Raw genomic sequence first — 26,185 nt, forward strand, 5'->3', positions numbered from 1 at the left:
TTTTCATTGGCGCATGAGACAGTGATTCCGCCATAGTACGTTGATTTCACGGATGGAAGGATGAATCGGAAGAAGTCGGCTAGATTCTATATTTCAAGAATGATTACGCCGGAAACCGCTCTGGTCGGCGGATTTGCTCTGCTAATTCTCATTGGCGCCATTCTGTTAGCGACTCCCTGGGCGAGTAGCGCCAGTAAAATACCTTTCATAGACGCCCTCTTTACTTCGACATCAGCAGTCTGTATTACCGGGCTGACAGTGGTTGACACAGGGCTGGCTTTTTCTTTCTTCGGGCAAGTATTGATTGTGGTCCTGATTCAGTCGGGCGGACTCGGAATAATGATGTTCGCCGCTATAGCGTTTCAAATGCTTGGACTGAGGATGTCGCTCAAGTCTCAGGCGGTTTTGCATAACACCCTGTTTCAGAAAGACCTCGCCAGCCAATTTCAAAGCGCCTTCAAGACGATAATAGCGCTTACGTTTGCGATCGAAGGCTTTGGAATAATCCTCTTGACCTTTTTTCTTTCCCAAACAATGGACCTTGGAGCGGCGCTCTTTTCGGCGATCTTTCATTGCATTTCGGCTTTTTGTAATGCGGGCTTTTCGTTACGATCAGACAATCTTCTGGGTCTAAGAGATGAGTATGGAGTAATCTTTGTTATTATGGGTTTAATTGTATTGGGGGGGTTGGGGTTTTCGGTTTTGCACGAAATCTGGACAGTTATGCGCGGAAATCCTTTGGGTCTTGGCGAAAGAGTTTTGAGAAGATTCTCTTTGCATTCTCGTGTGGTTCTTTGGGTATCGGGAATCCTGATTATTGGCGGAGCAATTGTCCTGTTAATTTTTGGTTTGACTTCCAATGAAAACTCGTGGGATGCAAAACTCATCAACAGTCTTTTTCAGTCCGTCGCGGCTCGGACGGCCGGATTCAACACTGTGGATATTGGGAAACTACCGTCAGCCTCTATCTTCTTGCTCATAATATTAATGTTTATCGGTGGCTCGCCAGGATCTTGCGCAGGAGGAGTCAAAACGTCATCAGTCGCCATTTATTGCGCGCGTTTGGTAGCCGGTTTGCGCGGACAACGCGATGTTCAGTTGGGTGACAGAAGGCTGCCTCACGAACTTGTCAGCAAAACGGATCTGTTGATGGGCCTTGCTGTGTTCTGGAACATCATTGGAATTGTAATTCTTATGACCACCGAATCCACCATGAAGGTAGATTCACTCTCATTGATTTTCGAGCAGGTTTCTGCATTTGGAACAGTGGGGTTATCTACCGGGATTACCCCAAATCTGTCCACACACGGGAAATTGTGGCTAATCGTCACAATGTTCGTTGGAAGGCTGGGTCCTTTGACTATCGCTTTCTGGATGATTCCGAGAACTAATCTCCGCGCGAGATATCCCAAGGGAACGGTGATGATTGGATGAAAAAATCTGCGAAATTGATTTCTGTTATAGGTCTCGGACAATTTGGCAGTGAACTCGCGAGAGATTTAGCCAAATTTGCGGAGGTTTTGGCGCTTGACAACAACGAAGATCGGGTTAACGCCATTGTGAATCATGTTCAACGAGCGATGATACTCGACGTCAGGGATTTCACCGGCCTGAGTTCGCTGGTTACGCCTGAATTCGATGAGGCAATTGTGAGCTTGGGTGAAAGCCTGGAAGCAAGCGTTCTGTGCACACTCCACTTGAAGAGAATAGGCGTGAAAAGGATTAGGGCAAAGGCCGCCAGTGAGGATCATTCTTCGATCCTCCGAGCGGTTGGAGCTACCGAAACGATTTTCCCCGAACGTGAGACAGCCAAGAGAATCGCCGCTCAAATACTGAACCCGAACCTTTTGGATTTCGTTCCGCTGGGAGAAGGTTTTGAAGTAATGGATGTAGGAATCCCGGATATTTTCCTTGGTAAAAGTCTAAAAGAAATCAAGTTGCGAGAGCGTTTTGGAGTTTTTGTCATCGCCGTCAAAGAGCTTGTGCCGCCGAACTTTGTTTTTTTGCCAGGCCCGGATTTTGTGGTCAAGCCAAGTGATATACTGGTAATGATTGGACGAGAGGTCGATTTGATAAAAATTCAGCAAAGCTCGTCAGAATGAGTCCACATGTTTTTCAACAAGCGGCGCCTTTTTTGGAGTAGCTCCCTGCAAATTGTACAAGGGGTACAACTCGGATAATGTATGGCATTTAGCGTTATAGCGGTTCATAAGCCACTGGATCAAAAGAGCGAGACGCTTTATGAATCTTTCAACTGCTTTTTCTGTTGGATTCAGAGGGTTCAACCTAGGCGCCAGTTCGGATGAGTGAAAGAAAATTGTAACGCAATCCCCCCCTCGTGACTTGTGCAGCATGACTCCAGCTTTGGCGACTCCTAGATTTACCCAAGCGGGTTGTGGCGATATTGATCCCAGGTTTAAAGCCAACCATTCTATTGCCGCTCGAGGCGTAAACGCTGTCTTGGAAAACAACTTCAGGTAGTTATCAATACCTTTCAAAATTGGCAATATGGTTACGGGAACTTCCAGAACATCCGAGCTTCCAGTCTTGGTAGGATCCAACGGATCGGGGAAATAAGGATCTGTGGGAGCCCAAAGGTGGTTAGCTCCACCATATTCCCTTCTCATGGGGGTGACGCTGCTATCAACCTTTATGCCTACTTGCTCGAGAATCTGGAACATCTTGGGACCAAGATTGAAACGACCCATGCGAAAGGATGTCGCGTACAAATCACTCTCTTGCAACACCCCCAACAAAGACCGGGTCTTGGCTTCCAGGAGATCTGAGGACAACAATTCAGAAGGCGCAGGTGGACGGATAGTGTCCACGACAATGGGAGGAGTATTCCAGTGGTGAAGATGGGCCCCCACTTCGGCCTTCCATCTCGTCTTCAGGCTAAACAGTTTTTTAAGGACATCTTTTTTGTTCGCTACCTGATAAGAAACCAACAAAGTCGGCCTGACACCAAGCTCCATAAAAACTTGATCGAGCCGGTCAAGTTGATAAACGTTCAAAGCCGATGAGTCATCCGTTGAATATATACCGCTAAACAGCCCTTCTTCTTCTACGTCTATAGTAACTGTAAATTTCATGCGTATGACGATACAACATTTGAGTTTAATCGAAAATAGACTAACCCAGTATGGAAAACTGTTCTTGAACCCAGGGCGTTTTCAGAGTTCTTTGATCTCCCTGTCAACTTTTTTGCGCGGACGCCAGGCTGAAGTCGCCGCGATCACAAATCAGCGTCCACAGCGACAAAACAACCAAGCCGGAGTCTCTCAGGATGTAAGTAATCCCAATCCTTCCTGCTGATTGCGCAGAGGAAGAAAAACAGCCACAATCTATATCTAGGCCGATTGAATAGGCGTAAACCGTGACTCCGAGAAAAACGAGCATCATCAAAGATGTCAATAGAGCCGCCGCCCTCGTTTGGATCCCAAGTATCAACAAGCTTCCGGCCACTAACTCTAACCAAGGAAGGGTCAAAGCCGTTAAATTGCTGTACATGGCTGGCATCAATCCATAATTTCTGATTGAAGCCGAGAATGCGGAAGGGTCCAATATCTTGTAGACGCTTGCGTAAAGAAATAAGGATCCGATTACGAGTCTGGCGATTAATGTTATCCACTTCATCTTTTGGCCTTTTAATCATTTGCGTTTGTGCGATTGTTCAACTGGAAATCCTTTTTGCTCCCAACCGGGATATCCGTCGCTCATTATCATTAGATCCGTATATCCGAAGTCCAGTAGGAATGAAGCCACTCGTTCAGCATTGTCACAATCCGGACCATAACAATACAGGACTATTCTGCTTGTCTGAGGCATCAAGGGCTCTAGTCCCGGAAATCTTTCCTCTTTGTTTTCAGGCGTCAATGATATCGCCCCTGGAACATGGCCTGCCATGTAGTCCTTTTCTTCTCGGGTATCTACAAAAACTGTTTGCTTATCTTCCAGCCATGCTTGAGCCTGTTCAGAATCGATAAGAGGAATCTTGTGGTTGGAGATTGTAACTTCTTTTGGTGGGACATAAAGCCAAGGGATCTGCCTTGCCGGAACGAAATTTGAAGCGATACCTATACAAAAACAGATTGAGGCGATGATAGCCGCTCTCATAAACAGGGAAACAATAATGTTCATACTATTATCCTACTAAATATTTGCATGATATCTGTTTTATGCTATAACTTAATTTAGGTTATTATTGTATGTCTAGTTATATATTATTTTTTTGACACTCAAAATACCTTTTGGTATTATCAATGAACAGTTGAACGCAACTGAAAATCTGGACGTTAGAGCGCTACATGAAAAGACCGGACATTGCAACTGTAAGATCTCGCGGTAGCTTTGAGGAACTTAAGGGCATGTTCCGTATTCATGCCACTTCCTTAATAAACGCTATTCTTGTTTTTTGTTTCGTTCCTTTTTTACTGAGTTCAGCCAGCGCGCAAGAACTGGAAACTCCTCTTATCACCAGTGTTCAAATTGCTCCAGATCAGAAACAGTTAATAATCAAGGCTGACAAAGCTTTGGGCGCTCATTCCGCCTTCGCGTTCGAAAACCCCTACAGACTTGTCATAGACTTTGAAAGCACAGGCTTGGGTAAAGTTCCAGCCAAAATTAAGGTGGACAAACCTCCTATTAATGAAATCCGATTGGGAAAGAACGGTCACAGAGCCAGACTTGTTGTGGATTTCGGAGAGTATCCGGTTCCACCCTTCATGGTTGAACGTAAAGGCAATCTAGCTGTGGTAGCTCTTGGAGCCGTACCTACGGACCCGAGGATGTTGCAAAGATCTCCTCACTCTGAGTCCAGTCCGAAACCTCGCTCTGTAGGCTTACAGGCACGTCCGCGAAATGCTGCGCCCAAAAATGATCAGACTCGCGTACCTGCTCCTTTGCCAATTGATCAACCGGCTTCAACTCCTGCGATGTCGGGGAAGAAAATCGAACAGTCCAGTTTCGTAGTCAAACAATCATTAGTGACCAATAACCTTTTGTTGGTAGAACTTCAAAACAGAAAATCAGCCTCAGAGAGTTATAGGGTAGTCGTTGATCTAAACCTCAACGATATGACGATCCGTAATGCGTCCATCAGCAATTCCAGCGGAGTAGTGAAGAAGTTCGATCTTTTGGAATCAGGTTCAAAGATTTCAAAAGGGGACGAGGATTCGAAAGAAAACGCGGACACCCCTACAATTGTTGGTCCTAGGAAAGAGCCCACTTCATCACAAGAAAAGACAAACGATAGAAAGAAATATTCCTGGGGCGCCGAAGATACTCCCTCGGAAAAAGTCACTCTGCCAAAACAAGAAACTCCACCTGCTAATCCATTCAGACTCCAGAAATTCGAGCTGAAAAACAAAAAATCCGGATCAGCCAAATTGGACGATTAAGCCTATTTCGTCGAAAAGTTTCCAGACAACTTTAAAATCAACGTTAAAGCGCTTTCCGCTCGAACTGCAAAAATATATAAAGAGTTTAGCCGTTTTCTGAGGCGCCCCATCTGGCCGACACTCTCTCGAAGATTCCGATTCTTTTGGTAGAAGACAACAAACATGTCTTAAAGACGATTAAAGAGCGTCTCCAGTTTTTTGGTCATCATGTTGTCGCGTCGGAATCAGGTTTTGAGGCCATAAGTGAATTTCAGAAACAAGATTTCGACCTGATCATTTGCGATTGTGGATAAAATTCTGCAAAAACCGGTAGATATTCCAAAATTCATTTCCCTCTTAAAAAATTTGTCGTAGAACAAGGTATTGTTGGATGGCTGTGAAACCGTGAAGATGAATCGATTTGGCGGATTGGAGGTCTATAAGAAGCAATGTCTAGTAGCCGATTGAAATTTGAACCGTTTTTTTCATGGGTAAATAGAGGCAGAATACTTTTCACCCCCGGCGCTAGAAATGAGTTGGCTTTTGAGCTTACTCAACTAGGGGCGTCAAGGCCGCTGGTTATCACGGACAAAGGTGTTGTGAACGCCGGTGTAACCGATATGGTGTTATGTGAACTACTAAAATCAGGCATGAAGGTTGCGGGCTTATTCGACAGTGTCCTTCAGGATGCGAGGATAGAAAACATCAATGAAGCGGGCCAATTTTACAGGGAAGTCATGGCGGATTCCTTGATAGCCATTGGAGGTGGCAGCGTTTTAGATACTGCAAAGGCCGTGAATATTTTAGTAGGAAAAAAGTTGGAGGATTTCAAGCCCCTGGCGGACCAAGCCGCTCTTTGGGAGAACGCGGAGCTTTTACCGCCTCATGTGGCCATACCTACTACTGCAGGCACAGGATGTGAAGTGACGAACGCTGTAGTTGTTCTGGATTCAGAATCTCAAGCCAAACTTTCGGTATCCCATCCGTACTGTAATGCTGATTTAGCTTTGCTGGATCCTGAACTGACGGTCAAGTTACCACCCAAGATCACTGCGTCTACAGGCATGGACGCCCTCACCCACGCCATTGAGGGAATAACATCGACAGCTTCCCAGCCAATTTCCGACGCATTGGGATTACACGTCCTCAGACTAATAGCTGAGGCCCTCCCAATAGCAGTCTCAGAACCTGACAACATTGAAGCCCGAGGAGATATGCTCATTGCAGCGACGATGGCCGGAATGTGCTTTTGCAATGCGATGACCGGAGCGACGCACGCCCTGGCCCACTCTTTGGGGGCTCTCTACTCGGTTCCTCATGGACTCGCTAATGCGATTATGCTTCCAGTTGTGATGGAGTATAACCTTGAAGAGGCCATAGAGAAATACTCGATGATAGCTCAGGTCCTTGGAGTTACTGCGGGCAGAAGTTTTTCAAAAGTTAAGGCAGAAGCCGCTGTAATCGCTGTCAGGAAACTTAAGGAGAAAATTGGGCTTCATGAGACCCTTAAAGACTTTCAGGTTCCGAATACGCCAGATGAACTTTCTGCCCTCGTGGAGCTTGCAGCCGGCGACAGTCAGATCAGTTACAACCCAAGAACACCCGATGAATCCGACATACTCAATATGTATCTTAAGGCTATTTAAGAAAACCAGGAGGCCATGATGGAATTTTGGAAAGATGAAACAGAGCCCATAAAGGCTTTTCTTGCACTTTTTGAACGCGCAAAAACGGATCCCGAGTTATCCGAAGGACTCAAGAAAGTCAACCAGCTAATCTGGTTTGATTACACTGAAAACGGACCGGAGTGCTCTTTTCACGTGGACTGTAGAGCCGGAAATATCAAGGTGTCCGCCGGAAAACCGGCTGATCAACCAGATTTGACGATGAGTCTCTCCGCTGATGACGCTCATAGGTCGTGGTCTAATAAGCTTAATCCGGTGATGGCGATTACGAGAAAAAAGATCAGGGTTAAGGGATCAGCTACCGGCCTGTTGAAATTGGTCCCAAAACTTAAGAAAGTTGCGGCGCTTTACGTCGAAACCCTTAAAGATTTGGGCTGGGAGAGCAAAATAATCTCCTAATTCTCGGTAAAGGCAAGGCCATGAAAGGAAATACAGGGCATTTTCTGAGAGTTGACCTTTCTGAGGGCTCAATGGTCACTCTGGATCCTCCTTTTGATTATTACCGAAAGTTCATCGGAGGCGCAGGTTTAGCTGCAAAGTTGTTCTCTGAATATGGAAATCTTGAGATTGATCCGCTTGCCCCGGATTCTTTACTTATTTTTGCTCTCGGCCCTTTTGCCGGTCTGAGGCTTTCGGGCGCGAGTCGTTTTTCTGCAGCGGCTCGATCACCGTTGACTGGCCATTGGGCTGATTCGTCTTGTGGAGGCAATTTAGCGCCTGAATTAAGATATGCAGGATTTGACGGAATCTTGATTTCAGGAATGGCCCCTACCCCTTCCCTGCTTGTTATAACGGACAGTCAAACCACGATTGAACCATGCCCCGAACTTTGGGGACTAGGCGTTGAAGAGACCACAGCTCTACTGAAGAAGCGATTCGGGAAGTCTTACAAGACGTTATCGATAGGTCCAGCAGGAGAAAACTTGGTCAAGTTCGCTTGCATCATGAACGATGGGCATAACGCCTTTGGCAGGGCAGGCTTGGGAGCAGTTATGGGCTCAAAGAGATTGAAGGCCATAGTTGTAAAGTCCTCAGAAAAGAATTTCCTGGTCGAAGACCCTGGCGCATGCCGAACCCTCGTGAACGAATTGAACAATAAAGTTAAGGAATCGGTTACAGCAAGTGTTCTGAGAGAAAATGGCACCGCAGCGAACCTTGAAGGTGGAGTTCATTTAGGCGATGTCCCAATAAGAAATTTTACTTCCAATTTTTGGGAAGAGATGGCTGAAGCGCTTGCTGGATCAACCCTGTCGGAAAAATACCTGAAAAGACGTTCCAACTGCGCTTTTTGCAATGTGGCGTGCAAGAGAATAGTCGAAATTGACGATGGGCCGTTTGCCATACCCAAGGGACCAGGGCCTGAATACGAAACCATTGTCGCCTTTGGTTCCCTGCTGGGATCGATGGATCTAGCGGCTACGTGCAAGGCGGGACGCATATGTAATGACATGGGGATGGATACCATATCTTGTGGGGCTACCATCGCATGGGCTATCGAGGCGTTTTGCAATGGCGCTATTGGATCCGATGATTGCAATGGTTTGAATCTCAGTTGGGGAGACATGAATACCGTCATCAATGATGTGTTACCTTCAATAGCTTCAAAAGAAGGCGCATTGGGGGCATTGCTTTCGGAAGGATCTGTAGCCGCAGCCAATAGAACTGGCGCTCAAACAATGGAATACGCCGTTCATGCCAAGGGACTGGAAGCGCCGATGCACGATCCTCGTGGAGGCGGACATGGCCTTGCCTTGACGTACGCCGTGGGACACAGGGGAGCATGTCACGTTTCATCTCCTATGCTGTTCATGGAAATGGGAGCGTGCTATTACCCTGAAATCGGTTTTGATTATGAACTGGATCCTCTTTCATCTGAAAACAAACCTGAATCCGCTGTCATAGGTTTTACCATAGGGTCTTTGGAGAATAGTTCATGCATGTGCCAGTTTGCCGATCGGGAAATTACAATCCCGGAGTGGGTTGATTTATTTAATGTCGTAGCGGGCCTGAATTGGACGGTTGAGGACATGATGCGTACCGGCAGGCGGATTTTCTATCTTCAGAGACTGCTGAACGCGAAATATGGAATTTCCGCGTTTGATGACCAGATTTCTTCACGTCTCTTGACTCCCGCAATCGATGGGGCTCCAGAGGGCATAGAAATTGAATTCGAAAAGATGAAAACCAGATTTTATGAACTCATGGATTTGGATCCAGTTACAGGTTTACCATCAGAAAAAACTTTGAGGGATTATGATCTGGAAGCTGAATACAAAATGATTTTGGGGAGTTGATTCTTGCGCATTTTCTTGGAGCCCATAGGGTTGGTCAGGAATCGCTTTAGTCCCCGGCTGGTTGAGATGGAAGAAGGTTCCACTGTGGGAACGTTGATTAAATTGCTGGATTTGCCTTTGAAATTGAACGTGATCGCCATAGTCGAAGGCAAGAGAGTATCTATGGATGAACCTGTCAGGGACGGTTCATCTATTAGAATAGTTTCGTTAACTCTAGGGGGATAGTGACGGTTCCAAGCTTGATTGTGGTTTTAGTTAGTCCAGTTGTTCTTGTGGGCTTACACGGGATTTTTCTCTAGCCATAAGACCAGACTCAGCACTGTCCATATCTGCCTGTTGTTGTCCTTCACTCCATTCAGATGTTCGTCCAGAAGGGCTCGGCAGTACTTGGCGTTAATCACCCCAGACCGGCCTAACCGCTTCTCTGAAAAGACTTCGCTTATGAAGGGTCGCAGCTCATTCTTTATCCAGAACGGTAACGGAGGAGTAAAACCTTTTTTCTTACCTTTTCGAATTGAGGGAGGCAAAAGCAACTTGACGGCATTTCTGAGGAGACTCTTGGTTTGGAATCCCTTGCATTTCACACCGGGAGGTATAACGGACATCCGCTCAACCAATTCATGATCGAGAAAGGGAACTCGCGCTTCCAAAGAATTTGCCATGGTCATTCTGTCGACTTTTGTGAGATTGTCATCCAAAAGAAATGTCTTGGCGTCTACGTAAAGGACCTGATTTAACGGGTGACAGCCTCGCACTTTTGAAAATTGTTCGTCAAAGATTCGAAAAGTATCCTCAAATTTGTGTTCGAGAAAATCTCTTGAAAAGAGAGTTCTCTTGTCTTCCTCGTTGAAAATTACCTTCCACCAGTAATGAGCCCGTTCAAAGGGAAGGTCAACGCCTGTCACAAATCTTTTTGCCATATAATCAAAACTGATACGTTCAAAAGAAGTCGGTAGAGACAGCACTATTCGATTTATGATATTTTTCCTGACCCATGACGGAATTAGTCTGAAGATTCGGCTGACCTTGAACGCAAAATGCGTTGGATAGCCGGCGAATATCTCATCCCCCCCATCCCCGGTCAGGACAACCTTGACCTTTTCTGAGGCAATCTTTGAAACAAGATAGGTAGGAATGGCTGAATAGTCCGCAAACGGCTCATCAAAGAAATTGAGCAGATCTTCGATCGAGCCAACCATGAATGGATCGACTATTTTCTCTACGTGTTCAGAACCAATTTCATGAGCTACTAAACGCGCATCCGCGGATTCATCATATGACTTTCTTGAAAAACCTATTGTGAAGGTTTTCAGTGGAACATTAAACCTGCGTGCCATGATTGCGGAAATAGTGGTGGAGTCCAAACCCGCGCTGAGTAACGCTCCAATCGGCACATCGGATATCATTTGGCGCCTGACAGCGGTCTCGATCAGATTCATGATCTCTTCGTCAAATGACGCTTTTGAATAATCCTCATCTCCAGCTTTCGGAGTCGGAATATCCCAATATGATTTCCTGCTCAATCCCCCAAATGAGCACTTGAGAATCGATCCGGGCTCCAGTTTGTTGATGGCGGAGTAAGCGGTCGCCGGCGTGGGCGTATACATTAACGAGGTGTAATCGTATAACGCCTGAAGATTTGGCCTACGATCAACTGATGTTTTTAGTAGGGCTTTAATCTCACTAGCAAAAAAAAAATTCCTGTGCGAATCGAAACAATAAAACAGCGGTTTGATTCCGAGACGATCCCGAGCCACAAAGACCTGTTTCTTGTTGGAGTCCCAGATAGCGAAAGCAAACATCCCGTTCAAAAATGTCACGCAATCATCACCGCATTCTTCGTACAGATGAACAATGACTTCCGTATCTGAAACGGTCCGAAAAATGTGACCCTTTTTGATCAGACCAGCTCTCAATTCCTTAAAGTTATAGATTTCTCCGTTAAACACTATCCAGATAGAGCTGTCCTCATTGCTCAGGGGTTGCCGGCCGGTTTCAAGATCTATTATGCTGAGTCTACGCATAGCCAACCCAACCAGACCATCGACGTGGTATCCCTCGTCATTCGGCCCACGGTGAACCATGGTTCGATTCATTTCCCTCAACAAGAGATCTGAAACAGGACGACTGTCGCCTATGGAATAGGCGCCACAGATTCCACACATGCTACTTCCGCCTATTCGAAGGACTCAATCTCTTTCCTGAAGTCGAAGTGAGGCAAACTGATCAAGAATGAGGCCAAAGAAAATGATATTAATCCCACCGGCAAGGAACAACACCACACCACCGGAAAATTGCTGAAACATTATCAGGTTCCGAATGGTCAGGAAAATTCCAAACAGAATCATCACCAGTCCGGCAGGGAAAAATATTTTGTTGGGATTTGTCATGGTTATGATTCTAAGAATAAACATTATGAATCTAAAACCATCTCTGAATGGTCGCAATTTGCTGATTGTGTCCGTTGGTCGCTCGCTCACGGAGATCGGAGTGAACGCCACGTTGTAGCCCGCTGTAATAAAAGACAGAGTGCTGGTGGAAGGGAATGAATAACCATTAGGATAAAGATGTAGAAATTTTATTGCTACATTATGTCTAAAGACCCTAAAACCTGAAGTTAAATCCGGTATATCTCTCTCAGCCAGAAAAGAAGCAAGTCTTCTCAAAATTAGATTTCCCAGATTTCTCAGAGGCGATCCTTCCTGCCGTGAAAAATTACGGGAACCTACAACCAGGTCATAATCTCCAAGTTTCTCAATCATGTCCGGCAGTTCTTTTGGATCGTGCTGCCCATCAGCGTCGATAACGGCTATTATTCCGCCTTGGGTGGATCTCAAAGCTGTTTTCAGGCAAGCTCCATTGCCCTTATTGATAGGGTGCCTGATCACCTCAGCTCCTGCCGAAATGGCTTCTTTTGAGGTGTCGTCTGTCGAGCCATCGTCTATGACCAGCACTCTTGCGTTTGTAACGTTTGACAATGCCCCTCTTACGACATCACCTATGGTTTTTTCTTCGTTGAACGCTGGTATCACAATAGTGACCATATTCTTGACTGCATCGTCTTGCATTACTTGCATAGGAATCCTTAACCTCAGAGCTGTCACAAAATCATCTCATGACACGTCTAGGCGTCTCGAGATGGAGTTTATCTACCGGGATAGTCCCCTACCCGGTTTGCAAAACATCAGGGACGCCGCGATATCTTAATGAGGTGCCTATAGCATAATCGTATTTGTGAGTCGATACGAAAAGGAGGACGATAGATGGCATGTGGTGGCGGTGCAGGGACTTGAACCCCGGACACTGCGGATATGAGCCGCATGCTCTGACCTACTGAGCTACACCGCCGCAATAATCATTCAGAGTAACATCAGACACTTTACCCTGTCAATATCCAAACAAAGAAATCTAGAATAAGGTCTGGCGAAAAGACAAGCCGTCTTAAATCAAATTCTGCTTTACTAGCTTCATGACGTCAACAATGGAGGCGTAAAGAGCGGGGCTGTTGTCCAGATTTCCTTGTCCGGCCTTTTTTTCCATCTCCTCGGCTAATGAGGATATTTCCGGTAACATTAAGTTCAAGGCCGCGCCTTTTATTGAGTGAGCCTTTCGCTTGACTACCAATGCGTCCTTTCTATTTATTCCGTCCAGCAACGCAGGCAAATCCTCATTCTCAGTATAGTCAAGAAAAACCGACACAAATTCAATTACGTCTTCGCGATCGATGCCCAACTCTTTCGCCAGTTCTTCAATCGTTATCATCGTTTCCCCATAGAGCGGATTATATTCTAGCTACGTTACATGGCATGTTCTTAATCAATCTGAGCACGTTTTTTCCGGTTTCATCCGATTTATAGATCCACTCGTCCATAAACTTTTTCATGAACCATATTCCGAGCCCGCTTTCCCCGAGGTTTTGAAAATCCGGCTCGGCAATTTCGTCAGGGTTAAAGCTTTCTCCATTGTCTTCCAGCCGGATTTCCAGATCATTCTGTCTCACGAAGATTTCCACGCGGACAGGGCCTTTGGGATTTGATTTGTACGCGTGGCGGCAAATGTTAGCGAAAGCTTCGTTGAAGGCTAGTTCAACATTGTCAACAACGTCTTCGGCATTTGAAAAACCAGGTAATTGTTCAACCAGGTTTCTTACAAAAAGGTCGAGAGGTCTGAGCAATATGATCTCAGCCCTAGCCTCGATCTTGACGTAAAGTTCCTTTTGCATATTCAATTTCCTGATCGACCAGGCGCAAATTATAGTCCGGAAACGATCATATCCAAACCTGTTTCTCAGTGAAAGGATTTGATGGCTGTATCCAGGTCGTCGAAAATTTCAAAGACTCTGTGTAGTCTGGTCAATTGAAACAACGTCTGCGCCTGGGGAGAAGGTCTCGCAATTTTTAGATCCCCATGATTCTTCAACAGTGTCCGCAAAGACGCTACGAGAGCCCCGCATCCTGAACTATCTATAAACTTGGTTTTTGCGAGATCTATAACCAATTTTGTCTTTGCTTCTTCCGACATATTTTTGACAATTTCTTTAAGTTTAGGAGCGGCTAGGGCGTCGAGTCTTTCATCGGTACTTATTACAGTTACCCCGTCCATTTTTTCGATCTCCATTTCAAGCTCTCCTGTGGCAAAACGGAACGTGTTGCAGTTACTGAGGTTTCATATCAAAAATCAGGCGAAATGACACCAAGACTTTTCAATTGATCACAAAAGATTAATGATAACCCTTCAGTGAGCTAATGATAGTTTCTTGATCGCCTTTAAGAAAATCTTCAAGTCCTCCTTAAGATTCCTCGTGGCTGAATAGTAATTTTCCACCGCAATCTTTTCTTCTTCGGATGTATTTCCAGCGCACTCTGCGTCCACCGGCGTGAAAAGACCATCAAGGACTTCAAATCGCTGTTGTTTCCAGTCTTCCTGGTAATTGTCAAAATCTTCCTCTTTGAGCGGTCTCACTCCTACTAGCCTCAGTTTCCCCGATACCACTTCAATTAGCGCCGGAAGACGCTCCACAAGGGGACCTGCGTCATCAAAATAAAAGAAATTCACAGCCCGAGCAGCGTCTTTTGACGCGGGATCAAAATAAAGATCCCGAACCATTAGTGTGTGAGAAGCAAAAAATGTCTTTCCCCTTGTCAATCGGAAGATTCCCTTAAAAATCCATACCGGGGAGGTTAACATGAACAAAAGCGCGCCGAGAACTCGATCGGCTATCTTTTGAGAAAGCCTGTAGATGATTTTCTTGTTTACACCTGAAAGAAGAAATGGATCCCCCACCGATGTCCATGTTCCTACGTTAACATTGATCATTATATTTGCGATGACCATACTGTCTTCAATGTTCGCGTCCGTCCCAACATACGTTTCCTTAAAGATTACACTGGACGCGACTGACGCTGAATGGTCTATTATAACGCCATCACCTAGAACGCTGAACGGAGCTATTCTCGCTCCGGGGTTAATCCTGCAATAATCTCCGATGAAGCTCGGGGCATGTATGATGGCGTTGGAATCGACGACTGTGTGGTGACCTATCCGGGGCTCTTTTTGATCTAGTGTCCCGTAGTCCGGTCCCAAGAAATTGTGGAAGCATCCCCCGATGCAAGCCATGTTGGCCTTCCAAAGATCTCCAGGGCTCTCGACAGACAAGTAATTCCCATCCCAAAAATAGTCGATCAATTGGCTGCAATCCAGATTACACTCTTCGAAAACATAACATCCTGTGTCCAGAGGCGCATCAACCGGTACTCTGAAACAACGCTTGACACCATCCTGATCAGTCCCGAATTCAACGTGTCCGGTCGACAGGATTCTGATCGGTTTTCCTTTGGCGTCGGGACGCAAGTTTGAGAATGTTTCGTATTCAAGGTCCAGCATACTCTCTGAAGGGATCAGAACTACCGGAAATTCCATCATGCCGGAAACACGTTTTAGAACCTCCTCCGAACTGTACGGATCCTTGTAAACAAGCATTTCGATAGACGCTCCCCATCTCGTATCTGGCCCTACGAAGCTTCCGACAGACAACGGGTTTTCTACCGCAATAACGAGGATCTTCCTAATCCCGTTCCTGACGCAGTTCATTATTTGCCATTCGAGCAGGGGCCTGTTAAGAACAGGAAGCATACCTACCGGCCTGCGCCTTGCAATTGGCTGAAAGCTTCTCGATTCATTGAAAAGAGTAATGATCGCGTGCATTTTTGTGGAAGCGCTTAATCTAACATCGAAACAGAGTCCGTTATAATCTGCATGGACACGATTTATTCGTCACCGACCCACGAAACGATTTGTTGCTTGACGTTACGATTTTCAGTAAGCCCCCCTTCCAGTTAGAACCGCTGGGATCGTCTTGAGAAGCAGCTTGAGATCCCCCAAAAGTGATTGGCTCTCGATGTACTGAACATCGAGACGAACCTGAGTCTCAAAATTTATGTCACTCCTTCCGCTAACCTGCCAAAAGCACGTAAGCCCTGGCGTCGCATCGAGTCTCCTTCGATCGGTCAGTGTATAAAGCTCGACTTCCTTGGGTGGATGAGGTCGAGGACCAACCAGAGACATGTCACCTCTTAAAACGTTGTAAAGCTGAGGGAGTTCATCAATACTGAGCTTTCTAATTAATCTTCCAACTCTCGTGATCCTGGGATCACGCTTCATCTTGAATATCACGCCCCCCGTCTCGTTTTGATCCAGGAGATCGTCTTTTAATTGGTCCGCTTCAAGAATCATTGAACGAAACTTGAACATTTTGAATCTTTTCCCCCATTTACCCGCCCTATCCGATGCGAAAAACACCGGACCGCGATCCTCAACTTTGATGGCAAGAGCGGTGAGGGCAAATACAGGGGAGAGCAAAATCAGTCCGAACAAGGAACCGATGATGTCGATCCCCCGTTTCAGCATTCGGCTACCTCCAACAACTATTATCCAAAGAGCTTTCTTTATTTTGAAATGAATCGATTGTTTCCAGCGGGAAACTCTGATCCCATCCCGAGCGTACTTACGATACAGTTTTTCCATTAGTTCGTAGTCGCGTTCAAATTTTTCGTTACTCTCGGGCATGGTTTCTGGAACTCACCGATCACTAGGGTCAATAAATGACCAGATATTAATTGATTAAGCCGTCTGATGAACAAACTTCACAATGATTGGAGTCAAGTTCAAAAATACTTAGGCGGCAATCTTTGTTTGAAAACAGGCGCCCAATTTTTATAGAAGTCCGGACTCATGTTAAGTCAGACAACATGGATCAAAAACATGGTTATATCATCTTCAAAAATCTTCGAGCCGTGAAAATTTATCAAATCATCCAAGATCGTGGAAAGAATTTCGTCCATGGCACAATTGGAATTGTTTACCAGCATCTGTTTAAGTCTATCCAGCCCATAGAAATCATCTAAACTATTGTCATCGGTGTCCGAAAGAGTCTCGGTGACTCCATCCGTAAACACTAGAATTCTGTCCCCTTTCTCAAGTTGAACCCTACCATCCTCGTAGTCCATTCCAGACAAGGCTCCCACCAGGGGGCCTCCAATTTCAAGTTCTTCGAATGTTCCGTCATTTGGTCTAAAAAGAAAGGGTCGAGGGTGTCCAGCGTTAGTATAAACCAACTCAAGGGTTTCCAGGTTGATTACACCGTAAAAAACCGTCAAGAAATCCGAGTCGGGCAAAATTCCGAACATCTGATCGTTTATGACCTTGAGCAGTTCCGCTGGTGAGCCTGTAGTCCTGGCAAATGACTGAAACGCCATTTTGAACATCGCTCCCACCATAGCGGCTGCTACGCCATGCCCCGACACGTCTACCTCGGCAAATCCAATTCTCGAGGGTCCGAGTTCAATGACGTCATAAAAATCACCACCTGCGGGGGAAACAGGTTTATATAACGCTGAAAAAGCCACGTTATCGCAACTCGGGAAATCTTCCGGCAACAACGATCTCTGCAACTGTGAAGCCATTTCCATTTCTCTGGCCATGACCTTGTTGCGGATTTCAATTTCCTTTCTGGCCTCGTACAGAGCAAGGTGATTCTTCACCTTTATTCGAAGTTCCTGCTTGTCATAAGGTTTTGTAATATAGTCTACTGCGCCTGCTTGCAAACCTGTTTCACGACTTTTTGAGTCTTCGAGGGCTGTGAGGAATATAACTGGCACGGCCTGTTCAATGATTCCCCCTTTGAGAATCTCAAGCGTCTCAAAACCATTCAGTCCCGGCATCTCTATGTCTAGAAGAACCAAGTCAGGAGGGTCAAGCCTGGCTTTATCGATCGCTTCCTGGCCGGAAGCGGCGGATATTACCTCATAGCTCTGTGTGAGCATAGTTTCCAATATACGCCGGCTCATAGGGTGGTCTTCGACAACTAGAACTTTGGATCTGCTCATTTTGACCTGTTTGCCCGATTAGTTCCAAAAAGGTGAAATTGCCTATGTTTTCACTATTAAATTAAATATTTAGCATACAACCAACTAAAAGACAATCGGCATTGTTGAAGATATCAACAATGCCTGTCATTTTCGATCGTATAATGGCGCTTGACGCATTTTCGTCCTTTACACGATGTAAAAAATACTGACATGGCATGTGTTGAGGGCGCCTTGCCGGCAAAAGGCCAATCAATTGCATTCCCGGGGTCCTTTCGTTGATCCCCATGATTTTCGACTCGCTAGTATATACTGGTCTGGATATGGCACAAGCCTTGCTGAACTCTTGTTCGAGTTGGCATTGATCTACGTCTGACTGACCTGAATGATCGCTGAAAACAGTTGGACAGGATAAACGTACATTTATAGACTTTTCAGCTAAAATCAATGAGGCGATTTATTTTTGAACCTTAAATGAGGCTTCTTGGAGGACCGGAATGACCCACAAACACTATGAGAACCTCGGCTCCAAAATGATCGCCATGACGCTCAGCTTCTCGTTAGTTCCGCTATTTGCTCTTGGCGCCACCATATATTATGAGTTTAACGCCACTTTTCAGAACAAGATTATCGAATCTTTAAGAAGTCTCATTCAAAATAGAAAGAGTTCAATTGAACTGTTCTTCGATGAAAGAGTCTCACAGCTTAACACAATAGCTCAGACCCATTCCTTCGAAAAACTCAAGGATGAGAAATTCCTCACAAAAGTTTTCAACGTCATACAATCAAGGTCTAAGTCATTTATAGACGTTGGTGTAATTGATTCTGACGGAAACCACATTGCTTACGTCGGGCCTTATTATGAAAAGCTAAAGTCCGTTAATTATTCACACGAAGATTGGTTTCAGGCAGTTCAATCAACGGGTGTATATATCAGCGACGTGTTTCTTGGGTTTAGAAAGGTGCCTCACTTTATTATAGCGGTGACGAGCGTTGAAAATAATAGGGTGTGGATATTAAGGGCCACCATTAATTCAGCCATTATTGATGAAATTGTCCGAGGCGCTCAGCTAGGGAAACGCGGCGACGCTTTTATAATTAACAGGGAGAATATCTTACAGACCACCCCCAGATTCTCCGGCATACTCCTGGAACATCCCAATACGCCCAATTTCTCGTCATTGCGCGCGGCAACGATTGAATCAATGAACTTCAAAGGTGATGAAAGTCTTTTTGGAGCCATTCCCATATCAGTCCCTGCACAGTGGGTTCTGGTCGTGAAGGAAGATCCCAAGGAAGAAATGGCTCTTCTGTTCAGGGCTCACTATATAGAAGCCTTGATTCTGTCTTGCGGAGTTATTCTAGTGGTTCTAGGGACAGTGTTCACAACGAGGTTGATGACCAGAAGATTGATGGATATCGAGAAAGAAAAATCCAAGAATGAAGACCTGATGATTCAGTCCAGCAAGATGGCTGCCCTGGGTAAAATGGCCGCTGGCATAGCGCATGAAATAAATAACCCGCTCCAAATTATTGGCGATCAGGCTGGATGGATGAAAGACCTGCTCGAAAGCGAAGAAATCCAGAAATCAGATAATTTAGAGGAATTTGAGGGCTGCATTAAGAAAATTGAACGTCAGGTCAACCGGTCTCGAGAAATTACTCACCGTCTACTACGTTTCGGAAGAAGGATGGAAACTACCCAGGAAATCGTAGACATAAATCACCTGGTGTCAGAAACAATAACTTTCCTCGAGAATGAAGCGCATTTCAGGGATATTCAGATACAAACGGAGTATGAGGAAACTCTTCCCAAGGTATCCACAGATCCCAACCAGCTTCAGCAAGTTTTCCTAAATATAATTGATAACGCGATCGACGCCGTAGGCCAGTCGGGCTTGATAAAAATAAGCACTCAGTCTGACTCAAGAAACCCGGGGCAGCTCACCGTTCAAATTTCTGACAACGGGCCAGGGATATCGAAAGAGGCATTATCGAGAATTTTCGACCCGTTTTTCACTACCAAAAGACCGGACGAAGGAACAGGATTGGGGCTATCTATCAGTTATGGAATAATGGAAAAACTTGGTGGGCTGATTGAGGTAGAAAGCGAAGAAGGCCATGGAACAACTTTCTACATTCGTATACGAAAGAATGGGGACTCTCCAAGGCAAGTCGATTCCATTTCAAAACCAAAAGGTCTGAGCGCGGGGTGACAAAAGATGGACCAATTCAAAGTATTGGTAATAGATGATGAGATTGATTTTGTCGAAACAATGGTCAAGCGTTTAAAGGACAGGGGCTTGAAAGCTGAGGGGGCCACCAGCGGTCAGGAAGGACTCGAATGCCTGGATCGTAATACTCCGGATGTTGTTGTTCTCGACGTGAAAATGCCGAAAATGAGCGGAATTGAAGTCCTGAAGGAGATCAAGAAGAGAGCGCCTCTCACCGAAGTGGTGATGTTAACTGGGCATGGATCAGTTGAGGCCGGCATCCAAGGGTTACAACTAGGAGCTTACAATTATGTTATGAAGCCGGTTCCTTTTACTGAATTGCTGGGTTTGATCGTTCAGGCTTACGAACGCAAACTCATTGAACAAGATCGTGGCGCTTAAAATCAGGTTTCTAAGGTTCTGTGTTACCCTGGTTCACGCCTTTATGGTCGCGTTCTGAATGACACATGAAATTTAATCCCAAAATTCATTATCTTACACCTTTGCTGGTGGGAACAATCGCCGTCCCGATTTTCTATTTGGAAGGACCTATCTTCGGAGTAACCTTATTACTGGTGGCCGGTGTGTGTGCCTTTCAGGTTAGGTTTTTGGTGTCGAAAAGTTTCTCGAAACCCGACTTGGAAATTAACCAGTTACCCGAGTGCCCCCGTCCGAAAGTATTTTCTTCCATTGATGAACTCGCCTCAGGAATAGCCCACGAAATCAACAATCCTTTAGCTATAATAGCTCAAGAAGCGACATGGATTGACACGTTACTTCGTAAGAGATTTTGTCAGGGTTCTGCTACCCAAAACGAGATAGAAGATTGTTTGGATTCATCGTCGGAAATCCAGAGACAGGTAGAACGCTGTAACCTGATCATCACGAAATTGTTAAGCATGGCGAGAGAGTTGAACATTGTAGTTCAAAAAATAGACATAAACGAAGTAACACGAACGGTCTACGAAATAGCCACAAGAGAAAAATCCGTTTCAAAAACAGAGGTCACACTGGAACTTGATCCAAGGGCTCCTGTAATTCTTTCGGATGGTCCTTTGATACGGCAAGTGCTGTTGAATATCTTAATGAACGCCAAACAGGCGGTTGGAGAAAAAGGAAAAATAAAGATCAAGACCAGGCTTAGAGAAAACAAATGGGTTGACATAGACATTCAAGATAACGGATGTGGAATTTCAGAAGAAAACATCCAAAAGATTTTTCGTCCTTTTTTTTCGACAAAGAAAGGACAGGGAACCGGACTCGGTCTAGCTATTTGCCGAGGAGTTATCGAAGAATTAGGGGGGCGCATAAATGTAGAAAGTCAGCCAGGTTCTGGAACACTCTTCACTGTTAGCCTTCCTTTGAGGTTAAGGGTATCAGGGACAAATTGACATGAATGTGAAACCAAAAGTGCTAATTGTAGATGACGAAGAGCGCTTCCGCTCAACCATGAGAAAACTACTTCTTGCGGAGGGATTGGAAGCTTTTACCTGTGGAAGCGCAATCCATGCATTGGAAGAATTGCGCAAGAATCATTATGACATTGTCATCCTGGATGTTCAAATGCCTGATATGACAGGTGTAGAGGCGCTGCCTCAAATTAAGCTGGTTGATCCGGAAATCGAAGTCATTGTGCTAACCGGACACGCTTCCGTTGATACAGCAAAAAGCATCATCAAAAATGGAGCTTTCGACTATCTTCTAAAGCCTTATTCCATGGAAACTCTATTGGAAAAAATAGAATCGGCGTTTGACAGAAAAATTGCCAGAAAAAAGCTGATTCCCTGAAATTATCCGAAGTTCTTTTAAGCATTCATCTCAGACCAAAACTTTGCGTCCAGGTGATACTTACCTTCCAGAAAACTCTGAGCGATTGCCGTTACACTCGCCTCAGACTGCATTAACATGTCCATTTGCCTGGTGAATTGGAGCAATCTACCTATCAAGTCCAGTTTGGCGCGGATTTCAATCTCATCATATTTGTAGTAACGAGCGTCTACTCTATCCTCACGCGTCTCCACCTGAAAACCTATTTCCTCAAAAATGATACCTATGCATCGGGCGCGCCTGTTTCTACGGATGTCGTCCGCAGCCCCTCCCTTAAATGAAAATGTCACATAATTCTTGTTGGTGGAGTCACTGCAGAATGCGTCCAGCACACTGTAATGATAGCCTATCCTGGAGCTAAAATTTAAGTATTTGTCGGAGATTATTGCATAACTCTTGTCTCCAAAACGCTCTGTCATCATATTTGGAGCAAACATCTGCTCTCTCATCACAGAAAAGAAACCTCCCAGATCAATAGGCTTAGACCCGAGCTGGCGAAGGTCTTCTCTCAACATACCCGAAAGCAGGGATTGTAGCGGTACAGATAAAATCTCTTCTACCGAAACAAACCTTGCCCTGTCAGTTACATCCTTGAAGCCGCCTCCGAGGTCTATGATGTGAAGATCCAGCGGGATGGGCGCCCTAAGTTTTTTTGCCCCTGCGCCATCCGTCTCAGAAACGATGTCGCTTATCTTAAACATTTCCCTGTAGGAAAGTTCGTGAACCAGGCGCATAATGTCATGAAGCGTTGAACAATATTCCGGAGCAAAATTTGCCGCTCTAGGGTCTACAAGATGAAGGGGGATTATCAGGTCCGAAACCTTCTGAAGAGCCTGGTAAACGGGAGTATCCCTCATGCTGGACTCTTTGGTTCGCTGAATTGAGAGGAGTTCCGGAACCTTCCCTGCGTAGATTCTTCCGGAGTAAGCGTCCACGGTGATTTCAGCCCCCTGCTTGATAACCCTGCTGGCTCCGTCTATCCCTAGCAGAGTAGGTGTGCCGAATTCACGAGCTAGGGACGCCATATGTCCTGTAACGCTCCCTGCATCGGTAACGATAGCTGAAGCCTTTTTCATGACAACTACGAACTGAGGTGTCGAATGCGGAGCTATCAAGATTCCATCTGTTGGGAAATCCAGGAGGTCCGCATCCGTCTTTACATGGTGAGCCAGACCGTATCCAATTCCAGGGAACGCAGGGGATCCTCCTTCAAGTATGACATCATAACCTTCTACTGCTGGAAAAGCGTCAATGCCTGACTTCTCTACGATATCTTCGATTCGTAATGGTCTTGCCTGGAGAATCAGCAATCTACCCGAACCGTCAAGGGCCCATTCGATGTCCTGCGGACAGTGGTAGTGGTTTTCAAGCTTAATCGCGTAACCAGCCAGTTCCTTTATCTGCTCATTCGTGAGACAAGCCTCCCTTCGTTTCGCCTCTGGAACCTCGGCTTCTTCAACTCCTCCGCCTTGCTTTAGCTTCAATTGAACCGGTTTTTCGCTTATTGACTTTTCTAATATTGTAAGATCATCGTTTTTTGACACAAAATAATTATCCGGATTTACAACCCCATCCACAGCGTAAGGCCCCAATCCCCATACAGCGTTGATTAGCGCCTCATCCTTGGCCATATCGAATGGATGTCTGGAGTATATGACGCCACTGGCTTCAGAATCTATCATCTCGATACACGCCACACTCATTGAGATATCTTCATCCCTTATTCCCTTGTTCAGTCTGTAGGTTAGGGCCCTGGCGTTGTACAGACTTGCCACCACGGCCTTGTACGCCTCAATTATTTCACTTTCGGTGACATTTAAAACAGTCTGATATTGTCCGGCGAAAGAAAGAGCGCTGTCTTCACCTATGGCGCTGCTGCGCATAGCCACACGTAGTTTTTCAGTTTTCAAACAGGCGCCTCGGTCTTTGACTGTTTTGACCAATGCCTTATAAGCTGACATGACAGCGTCTGTCAGTTCTTGTGGAACTTGAGCTTTCAATATGAGATCCTGGATTTGTTGACTCGCTGCGTTAATTGCTCCCGGATCCTCGGGGTCAAGATTTACCCTTAGCCTTGTTATCCGATCCAACAGATCATTTGATTCGAGAAAATAGCCACACGCCGCTGTCGTAATTGCGAAGCCCTCCGGTATGGCTAATCCAACCCTATTTCGCAACTCTCCAAGGTTTGCGTTCTTCCCGCCGACCCAATCAGCCATTTCTTTGGTTATTTCTGAATAAGGCAGAGTGTAATCTGTAATCTGGAGATCCTGACCCTTATTTAGCTCTTCGTTGATTCGATTGTTGATTTCATCGACACACTTGAAAAGCATAGGATAATTATGTCGTGAGAGATCATCCAGACTTTTCACCATTCTGAGTGTGTGAAAAACACAGCGCGCCACTTGCGTCTTAACATAGGACATGCCGAAAATGTTTTGCCCACGGAGTTTTTGCTCGATATCCGTGATTATATCGAGCATCTCAGTATTAGAAGCTAGTAAATCTTTAAAACAGGCGTATTTGAACCTAAAAACACGGGACACTTTATCATTGACGAGTCGCTTATCCTGTCTTGTCAAAGGTTTTATTAGTTCCATGATTCTGGTCAGGATGTTGGCCATATACTATACCTTCCCTGGATAACCCATGTTCGAAACGGGTGAAAACTGCCTTCAGGATTAGTAGGAGCAATTATTGTGCCTCAAGATGTTGGCCCACAGAAACGTATCGAATAGTCCGATCTCCTGCAAACCGTTGATAATTAAAAGTTGTCCTCATGCAAAAAGGATTCGTTCAGTCTCTGTTTTTTACACGTTGTAAAAAAAACGGACACTATCTCTCAAATCTTAAGACTTCTCTAACCCGCCTTTTTTTCAAGCTCTCTATATCATCTGATTTAGACAGATAAGACTTTCCTCAATTTCCTGGCATAAGCGTTGCATCCCATATGGCAGACCGATCACAAACATTTGCATCGCTATGTGATCACCAATCTCCAAGGAGGTTTCGATAATGAGAAAACATTTTCGCAGGTTGCTCGCTTTGGGCGCAGCCGTTTTCACCGTATTTTTACCCGAGCTTGTAAGGGCAGCCGGTCCCGCTGCAGAAATGCTCATCGTTGTAGCGGACAGTCGTAGGGTGGGCGCCGGATGGGCGCGATACTTCGTGGATTCGTACAACACAAACCCCCTATGGTTCGGACTCGAGTGCACGATAATAACAGCTTTCATGGGAGTCACCCTCGGGTTAATCACAGATCAAATCATGAAACATGTTGGGATCGACCTGACATCCAGAAAAATTATCGAGCATTGATGCCGATTTCACTGGGAATCACCGTAAAAAGCATCAGCTAGGAGGAATGAAATGTTGGAATGGTACACCATGTATATGCCCATTTCAGGCGTAGATATATTCTGGCCTGGATTGGTCTTGATAGGCTTCTCTGTAGGATGTATCGGCGGATTCTTTGGAATGGGCGGCGCCTGGATGGTTACTCCCGGTCTAAACATCCTGGGTTTCCCGATGGCTTTCGCAATCGGGACGGATATAGCGCATATAGCCGGTAAATCGATGATCTCAACATTTCGACATGCTAAGTTTGGAAATGTCGATTATAAGTTGGGACTTATAATGATCGTAGGAACGGTTATCGGTATAGAAATCGGCGCTCAGATAGTCATGTACCTTGAGCGCTTAGGCCAGGTGGGTCCGGTTGTCCGATGGGCATATATCGTACTCCTCGCCCTAATTTGTATTATGGTTTTCTATGATTATTACAAAGCGGACAAGAAAAGGAAAGCTGGAGATATTGGAGAGCGCGGAGCCGAAGGTATCACCTGGTATAAGACACTCCATCGGATCAAGATACCCCCAATGGTTCATTTTAAAACAGCGGGATTTACCTGTTCGGCCTGGCTGCCGATTATGGTGAGTTTCCTCACAGGTATACTGGCAGGGTTCCTGGGAATCGGTGGTGGGTTGATTCGCATGCCCGCCCTCGTTTACCTGATTGGCTGTCCGACACATATAGCGGTCGGAACAGATCTGTTCGAGGTTATGATTTCCGGACTCTACGGAACATTCACTTATGGAGCCAAAGGCCGAATTGAAATCTACGCTGTTTTCGTAATGCTGCTCGGCGCGGCAATTGGGGCCCAGATAGGAACCGTCGCCACAAAATACGCCAAGGGATATGGCATTCGTGTCGCTTTTGGTCTGGCGGTTCTAGCGTGTATGGTTTCCATAATTCTTAAGCAGTACAAAATCGATACAGCAGCTACAGTGCTGATATTGGGAGCGGTAGGAAGCATTTGTGTCTACATTTGCTGGATAATGTTTAGTGGCGCGGCCAAAGAATTGCGGGAAAAGAAGGCCGCTTCTCATCAGGTCTAACAGGCCGCATCAGATAACGAGGTAAGG

Annotated in this window: 25 protein-coding genes and 1 tRNA gene; 13 read left to right on the forward strand and 13 right to left on the reverse strand. The window is 45.5% G+C overall.

Annotated features, from left to right (window positions below; genetic code table 11):
• The first annotated feature begins 60 nt into the window (after positions 1-60).
• Both WC647_01510 and WC647_01515 read left to right on the forward strand, forming a co-directional pair.
• Complete coding sequence (locus WC647_01510) at positions 61-1,434, forward strand: potassium transporter TrkG (protein MFA6220970.1); 1,374 nt, start codon at positions 61-63, stop codon at positions 1,432-1,434.
• Entirely contained in the window at positions 1,431-2,102 is a 672-nt protein-coding gene (locus tag WC647_01515; protein ID MFA6220971.1) for a TrkA family potassium uptake protein, read from the forward strand. Before WC647_01510 ends, WC647_01515 begins: the two co-directional genes overlap by 4 nt.
• Here the strand turns inward: WC647_01515 and WC647_01520 are convergent.
• From WC647_01520 to WC647_01530, 3 genes are all read right to left on the reverse strand, one after another.
• Positions 2,094-3,092, reverse strand: coding sequence for a hypothetical protein (locus WC647_01520; protein MFA6220972.1), 999 nt, complete (start codon positions 3,090-3,092; stop codon positions 2,094-2,096). The genes WC647_01515 and WC647_01520 overlap by 9 nt on opposite strands.
• A 103-nt stretch (positions 3,093-3,195) precedes the next feature.
• Positions 3,196-3,636: a MauE/DoxX family redox-associated membrane protein gene (locus WC647_01525; protein MFA6220973.1), complete on the reverse strand. Its 441-nt coding sequence runs from the start codon at positions 3,634-3,636 to the stop codon at positions 3,196-3,198.
• 15 nt (positions 3,637-3,651) lie between these two features.
• Positions 3,652-4,140, reverse strand: a complete 489-nt coding sequence (locus WC647_01530) for a rhodanese-like domain-containing protein (protein ID MFA6220974.1) — start codon at positions 4,138-4,140, stop codon at positions 3,652-3,654.
• A gap of 167 nt (positions 4,141-4,307) precedes the next feature.
• On the opposite strand from WC647_01530, the gene WC647_01535 reads away from it, so the two are divergent.
• The 5 genes from WC647_01535 (at position 4,308) to WC647_01555 (ending at position 9,582) form a co-directional block, all read left to right on the forward strand.
• Positions 4,308-5,399: an AMIN domain-containing protein gene (locus tag WC647_01535; GenBank protein ID MFA6220975.1), complete on the forward strand. Its 1,092-nt coding sequence runs from the start codon at positions 4,308-4,310 to the stop codon at positions 5,397-5,399.
• Positions 5,400-5,827: 428 nt separating this feature from the next.
• Entirely contained in the window at positions 5,828-7,024 is a 1,197-nt protein-coding gene (locus tag WC647_01540; protein MFA6220976.1) for an iron-containing alcohol dehydrogenase, read from the forward strand.
• 18 nt (positions 7,025-7,042) lie between these two features.
• The gene (locus WC647_01545; GenBank protein ID MFA6220977.1) at positions 7,043-7,462 is read left to right on the forward strand and encodes an SCP2 sterol-binding domain-containing protein; all 420 of its coding nucleotides are present in this window, start codon (positions 7,043-7,045) and stop codon (positions 7,460-7,462) included.
• Between the two features lie 20 nt (positions 7,463-7,482).
• A complete protein-coding gene (locus WC647_01550; GenBank protein MFA6220978.1) occupies positions 7,483-9,357 on the forward strand; it encodes an aldehyde ferredoxin oxidoreductase family protein in 1,875 nt (624 codons plus the stop codon).
• A gap of 3 nt (positions 9,358-9,360) precedes the next feature.
• Complete coding sequence (locus tag WC647_01555; protein ID MFA6220979.1) at positions 9,361-9,582, forward strand: hypothetical protein; 222 nt, start codon at positions 9,361-9,363, stop codon at positions 9,580-9,582.
• 53 nt (positions 9,583-9,635) lie between these two features.
• On the opposite strand, the gene asnB is transcribed toward WC647_01555, so the two are convergent.
• The 9 genes from asnB to WC647_01600 form a co-directional block, all read right to left on the reverse strand.
• Positions 9,636-11,522, reverse strand: a complete 1,887-nt coding sequence (asnB, locus tag WC647_01560) for an asparagine synthase (glutamine-hydrolyzing) (GenBank protein MFA6220980.1) — start codon at positions 11,520-11,522, stop codon at positions 9,636-9,638.
• A gap of 24 nt (positions 11,523-11,546) precedes the next feature.
• The gene (locus WC647_01565) at positions 11,547-12,434 is read right to left on the reverse strand and encodes a glycosyltransferase family 2 protein (protein MFA6220981.1); all 888 of its coding nucleotides are present in this window, start codon (positions 12,432-12,434) and stop codon (positions 11,547-11,549) included.
• Between the two features lie 194 nt (positions 12,435-12,628).
• A tRNA-Met gene (locus tag WC647_01570) sits at positions 12,629-12,705 on the reverse strand.
• A gap of 93 nt (positions 12,706-12,798) precedes the next feature.
• Positions 12,799-13,119 carry an Hpt domain-containing protein gene (locus WC647_01575; GenBank protein MFA6220982.1) on the reverse strand — a complete coding sequence of 107 codons (321 nt, stop codon included), beginning with the start codon at positions 13,117-13,119 and terminating at the stop codon, positions 12,799-12,801.
• A gap of 19 nt (positions 13,120-13,138) precedes the next feature.
• Positions 13,139-13,579, reverse strand: coding sequence for an ATP-binding protein (locus WC647_01580; protein ID MFA6220983.1), 441 nt, complete (start codon positions 13,577-13,579; stop codon positions 13,139-13,141).
• Positions 13,580-13,644: 65 nt separating this feature from the next.
• Positions 13,645-13,974: an STAS domain-containing protein gene (locus tag WC647_01585; GenBank protein ID MFA6220984.1), complete on the reverse strand. Its 330-nt coding sequence runs from the start codon at positions 13,972-13,974 to the stop codon at positions 13,645-13,647.
• 117 nt (positions 13,975-14,091) lie between these two features.
• The gene (locus WC647_01590; protein MFA6220985.1) at positions 14,092-15,561 is read right to left on the reverse strand and encodes a sugar transferase; all 1,470 of its coding nucleotides are present in this window, start codon (positions 15,559-15,561) and stop codon (positions 14,092-14,094) included.
• Between the two features lie 111 nt (positions 15,562-15,672).
• Complete coding sequence (locus WC647_01595; GenBank protein ID MFA6220986.1) at positions 15,673-16,422, reverse strand: sugar transferase; 750 nt, start codon at positions 16,420-16,422, stop codon at positions 15,673-15,675.
• A 173-nt stretch (positions 16,423-16,595) separates the two neighbouring features.
• A complete protein-coding gene (locus WC647_01600; GenBank protein MFA6220987.1) occupies positions 16,596-17,741 on the reverse strand; it encodes a fused response regulator/phosphatase in 1,146 nt (381 codons plus the stop codon).
• A 476-nt stretch (positions 17,742-18,217) separates the two neighbouring features.
• Between WC647_01600 and WC647_01605 the strand changes: the two genes are divergently transcribed.
• The 4 genes from WC647_01605 (at position 18,218) to WC647_01620 (ending at position 21,721) form a co-directional block, all read left to right on the forward strand.
• On the forward strand, positions 18,218-19,936 hold the full coding sequence (locus WC647_01605; protein ID MFA6220988.1) for an ATP-binding protein: 1,719 nt from the start codon (positions 18,218-18,220) through the stop codon (positions 19,934-19,936).
• Between the two features lie 6 nt (positions 19,937-19,942).
• Positions 19,943-20,335 (forward strand): response regulator, encoded by a 393-nt coding sequence (locus WC647_01610; GenBank protein ID MFA6220989.1) that lies wholly within the window; start codon positions 19,943-19,945, stop codon positions 20,333-20,335.
• A 65-nt stretch (positions 20,336-20,400) separates the two neighbouring features.
• On the forward strand, positions 20,401-21,324 hold the full coding sequence (locus tag WC647_01615; GenBank protein ID MFA6220990.1) for an ATP-binding protein: 924 nt from the start codon (positions 20,401-20,403) through the stop codon (positions 21,322-21,324).
• Between the two features lies 1 nt (position 21,325).
• Positions 21,326-21,721 (forward strand): response regulator, encoded by a 396-nt coding sequence (locus WC647_01620; protein MFA6220991.1) that lies wholly within the window; start codon positions 21,326-21,328, stop codon positions 21,719-21,721.
• A gap of 17 nt (positions 21,722-21,738) precedes the next feature.
• Here WC647_01620 and WC647_01625 read toward each other — a convergent pair whose 3' ends face one another.
• Positions 21,739-24,384, reverse strand: coding sequence for a PEP/pyruvate-binding domain-containing protein (locus WC647_01625; protein ID MFA6220992.1), 2,646 nt, complete (start codon positions 24,382-24,384; stop codon positions 21,739-21,741).
• A 391-nt stretch (positions 24,385-24,775) separates the two neighbouring features.
• Here WC647_01625 and WC647_01630 point away from each other — a divergent pair, with 391 nt between their 5' ends.
• The gene (locus tag WC647_01630; protein MFA6220993.1) at positions 24,776-25,078 is read left to right on the forward strand and encodes a DVU0150 family protein; all 303 of its coding nucleotides are present in this window, start codon (positions 24,776-24,778) and stop codon (positions 25,076-25,078) included.
• Between the two features lie 51 nt (positions 25,079-25,129).
• The gene (locus WC647_01635) at positions 25,130-26,158 is read left to right on the forward strand and encodes a sulfite exporter TauE/SafE family protein (protein ID MFA6220994.1); all 1,029 of its coding nucleotides are present in this window, start codon (positions 25,130-25,132) and stop codon (positions 26,156-26,158) included.
• Positions 26,159-26,185 lie beyond the last annotated feature (27 nt).

This window comes from Desulfomonilaceae bacterium (genome assembly GCA_041662605.1).
Lineage (GTDB): Bacteria > Desulfobacterota > Desulfomonilia > Desulfomonilales > Desulfomonilaceae > CAJBEZ01.

Excerpts from the sequence above, each read along its gene's own strand:
- WC647_01630 (MFA6220993.1), top strand. The coding sequence starts at position 24,776 with ATGAGAAAACATTTTCGCAGGTTGCTCGCTTTGGGCGCAGCCGTTTTC.
- WC647_01525 (MFA6220973.1), bottom strand. The coding sequence starts at position 3,636 with ATGAAGTGGATAACATTAATCGCCAGACTCGTAATCGGATCCTTATTT.
- WC647_01520 (MFA6220972.1), bottom strand. The coding sequence starts at position 3,092 with ATGAAATTTACAGTTACTATAGACGTAGAAGAAGAAGGGCTGTTTAGC.
- WC647_01625 (MFA6220992.1), bottom strand. The coding sequence starts at position 24,384 with ATGGCCAACATCCTGACCAGAATCATGGAACTAATAAAACCTTTGACA.
- WC647_01595 (MFA6220986.1), bottom strand. The coding sequence starts at position 16,422 with ATGCCCGAGAGTAACGAAAAATTTGAACGCGACTACGAACTAATGGAA.
- WC647_01590 (MFA6220985.1), bottom strand. The coding sequence starts at position 15,561 with ATGCACGCGATCATTACTCTTTTCAATGAATCGAGAAGCTTTCAGCCA.
- WC647_01515 (MFA6220971.1), top strand. The coding sequence starts at position 1,431 with ATGAAAAAATCTGCGAAATTGATTTCTGTTATAGGTCTCGGACAATTT.
- WC647_01545 (MFA6220977.1), top strand. The coding sequence starts at position 7,043 with ATGGAATTTTGGAAAGATGAAACAGAGCCCATAAAGGCTTTTCTTGCA.
- WC647_01600 (MFA6220987.1), bottom strand. The coding sequence starts at position 17,741 with ATGAGCAGATCCAAAGTTCTAGTTGTCGAAGACCACCCTATGAGCCGG.
- WC647_01605 (MFA6220988.1), top strand. The coding sequence starts at position 18,218 with ATGACCCACAAACACTATGAGAACCTCGGCTCCAAAATGATCGCCATG.
- WC647_01575 (MFA6220982.1), bottom strand. The coding sequence starts at position 13,119 with ATGATAACGATTGAAGAACTGGCGAAAGAGTTGGGCATCGATCGCGAA.
- WC647_01565 (MFA6220981.1), bottom strand. The coding sequence starts at position 12,434 with ATGCAAGTAATGCAAGACGATGCAGTCAAGAATATGGTCACTATTGTG.
- WC647_01610 (MFA6220989.1), top strand. The coding sequence starts at position 19,943 with ATGGACCAATTCAAAGTATTGGTAATAGATGATGAGATTGATTTTGTC.
- WC647_01535 (MFA6220975.1), top strand. The coding sequence starts at position 4,308 with ATGAAAAGACCGGACATTGCAACTGTAAGATCTCGCGGTAGCTTTGAG.
- asnB (MFA6220980.1), bottom strand. The coding sequence starts at position 11,522 with ATGTGTGGAATCTGTGGCGCCTATTCCATAGGCGACAGTCGTCCTGTT.
- WC647_01530 (MFA6220974.1), bottom strand. The coding sequence starts at position 4,140 with ATGAACATTATTGTTTCCCTGTTTATGAGAGCGGCTATCATCGCCTCA.
- WC647_01540 (MFA6220976.1), top strand. The coding sequence starts at position 5,828 with ATGTCTAGTAGCCGATTGAAATTTGAACCGTTTTTTTCATGGGTAAAT.
- WC647_01580 (MFA6220983.1), bottom strand. The coding sequence starts at position 13,579 with ATGCAAAAGGAACTTTACGTCAAGATCGAGGCTAGGGCTGAGATCATA.
- WC647_01585 (MFA6220984.1), bottom strand. The coding sequence starts at position 13,974 with ATGGAGATCGAAAAAATGGACGGGGTAACTGTAATAAGTACCGATGAA.
- WC647_01615 (MFA6220990.1), top strand. The coding sequence starts at position 20,401 with ATGAAATTTAATCCCAAAATTCATTATCTTACACCTTTGCTGGTGGGA.
- WC647_01510 (MFA6220970.1), top strand. The coding sequence starts at position 61 with ATGAATCGGAAGAAGTCGGCTAGATTCTATATTTCAAGAATGATTACG.
- WC647_01635 (MFA6220994.1), top strand. The coding sequence starts at position 25,130 with ATGTTGGAATGGTACACCATGTATATGCCCATTTCAGGCGTAGATATA.
- WC647_01550 (MFA6220978.1), top strand. The coding sequence starts at position 7,483 with ATGAAAGGAAATACAGGGCATTTTCTGAGAGTTGACCTTTCTGAGGGC.
- WC647_01620 (MFA6220991.1), top strand. The coding sequence starts at position 21,326 with ATGAATGTGAAACCAAAAGTGCTAATTGTAGATGACGAAGAGCGCTTC.